This window comes from Myxococcus vastator, from assembly GCF_010894475.1.
GTDB lineage: Bacteria > Myxococcota > Myxococcia > Myxococcales > Myxococcaceae > Myxococcus > Myxococcus vastator.
In genome coordinates this window covers 1-2,103 of the sequence record NZ_JAAIYB010000760.1, presented here as the reverse complement: position 1 = coordinate 2,103, position 2,103 = coordinate 1, and the positions used below count along the sequence as shown (strand labels likewise).

Annotated in this window: 2 protein-coding genes; one reads left to right on the top strand and one right to left on the bottom strand. The window is 61.7% G+C overall.

Annotation, left to right across the window (positions count from 1 at the left end; all coding sequences use genetic code 11):
• Positions 1–180: 180 nt before the first annotated feature.
• Entirely contained in the window at positions 181–378 is a 198-nt protein-coding gene (locus G4D87_RS36970) for an HD domain-containing protein (protein ID WP_163787473.1), read from the bottom strand.
• 369 nt (positions 379–747) lie between these two features.
• Between G4D87_RS36970 and G4D87_RS36965 the strand changes: the two genes are divergently transcribed.
• Positions 748–1,977: a lipase family protein gene (locus G4D87_RS36965; RefSeq protein WP_163787472.1), complete on the top strand. Its 1,230-nt coding sequence runs from the start codon at positions 748–750 to the stop codon at positions 1,975–1,977.
• Positions 1,978–2,103 lie beyond the last annotated feature (126 nt).

The following is a 2,103-nucleotide window of genomic DNA, read 5'->3' as shown; positions in this document are numbered from 1 at the left end:
AGGCGGTTCCGGGGGCGGAGGAGGTGCCGGAGCTGGAGGCGTCGGAATGGGCGGGGCAGGCGTCCATGCGGACACCGACGACACGGACGGCGGCCATCGCGTTTGAACCTGGGAGCATGCTTCCCCCCCTATCGCTTCAGGTCGGAGCGCCAGCGGCAGGGTGTTCCTCGGAGCCCGGTATCAGGTGGCACTGGAGGGAGATTCACCGCGCAGCCTGCGGCGAGCGGCTTCGTCGACGAGTGCGCGCAGGCGCCTGAGCTGGGGGCTCGCAGCGGTGTACCTGCGGCCATATTCCAGATTGAACGTGTAGTCGAAGTCCGGTGGGTTCGTGCCCTGGGTGTGCTGCACGATGGTCTCAAACTCGTCGAGCGCCTTCACGCTCCCGACGGGCGGTTTCCTCGCACGGGCCCGGCGGACCTTGCCCGGGGGGACGTACTGTCCAACGTGGCTTGGAAGCACACACGACGCGGCGAAAGGGCCTTGGGTAGGCGCAGGTGTGCCGTGGACCCGTTGAGCGAGGTCTTGCAAAAGAACGTGTCCACGGGCGCGTCAAGCCTGCTGCTGACGCGTCAAACACCCGGTGCGAGGCCTGGCATGCGTGCGTTCGCCTCGGGAAGTCGAGGCGCGCGGTGCTGGCACGTCTTCTGCTTTGGGTTTGTGACGGGGCTCGAAGCGGTAGCCGAATGCTCCGAGGCCGGCAAGCGGCAGTGCGCTGCCGTACCACGACCAAGGAAAAGGATGAGTCATATGAAAGTCACAAATCCAATCTACGCCGGGGGGAGCTACGACATCATTCAAACGGTGTTCAAGCTCTCAAGGTTCTCGAGTCTGGGGGAAAGTCTGGAAGGCTCGGCCTCCGACATCCAGCAGCAACTTGGACCGGCCATAGACGACGCGCTGACGAAGCACAGCGACCAACTGGGCGTGTGGACGCGAGTGTGGGGGCCCTGCGTCTTCCAGGCTGACAAGGACTGTAGTGGTAAGTCCAGAGTGTCCAAGGTGGCCGACCAGGCCATGTACGTGGCCTACAATGCGTCGGCCAACTGCTATGTCGTGGCGGTCGCTGGCACCAACGGAAACAAGGATGTTGACCACAACTGGTATGGCACGGACTGTCTGGACAACAACGTCACGGTCACAGTCGGTTTTCCTCTGGGCATCAACCCAGCGAATGGTGGAAATCCAGACACGAGGACCGTGGGCTACATCTCGCAGGGGGCTGCGTGGGGGACCACGAATCTGCTGAACCTGCAGGACCCGAAGACGCAAAAAACGATTCAATCCTTCTTGAAGGACAATGAATCTTCTCAAGCGACGCTGATCTTCGCTGGGCACAGCCTGGGCGGCTCGCTCAGCCCGACCTTGGCCCTCTGGCTCTACCCGGACATCTTCGCGGCAAGTCGGTGGGGCGCGCTCTACGTGCTGCCGACGGCTGCTCCTTCGACCGGAGATCAAGGCTTCGTCAACGTCTTCAGCGCGATATTCCCGCCGACGGGAATCCGCGGCATTACAAAGTATGGGTTCTGGAATCAGGTCATTTGGAACCAGTACGATGTCGTGCCTCACGGCTGGACCAACCTGATGAACATCCAGCCCTTCAATGTGCCGAACGACGTCGTGTGGGATTATGTCAAGGACCAGTCCTGTCAGACGCTCTACGGTCCGCTCGGTGGTGTCTTCGGTCTCGACGCCAACCTCGCTTATGGTACGGTCAACGCGAAGTACGAATTGTTGCCGAACCCAAACCCCTACGTGAGATTGCCTTCGCAGATGTTCACGCCGTCGCCGCTGCCCGCGAAGCCGAGCACGTTCTTGGACTTCCTGAACACGGTGGGACAGCAGCACATCGACGCCTATGACTCCTTCTTCGGGGTGTCATCCACCGGGACGAAGTTGAAGGTCAGCCTGGTGACACCCGCGCCCGGCGATGCCGCCACCACGCAGGCGCAGGCCGCGGCCTCACGGAGCACGGTCTAAGGGCCCGATCAGAAATTACTTATCCGAATTGGGCTTGAGGACGTAGTTCCAGTCCCCATGAAAGTCTGAGCGGACGAGGCGGAGTTGATGCATGGCTGCCTGAGAGACGCTGACTCCCGTGCGGTA

Excerpts from the sequence above, each read along its gene's own strand:
- G4D87_RS36965 (WP_163787472.1), top strand. The coding sequence starts at position 748 with ATGAAAGTCACAAATCCAATCTACGCCGGGGGGAGCTACGACATCATT.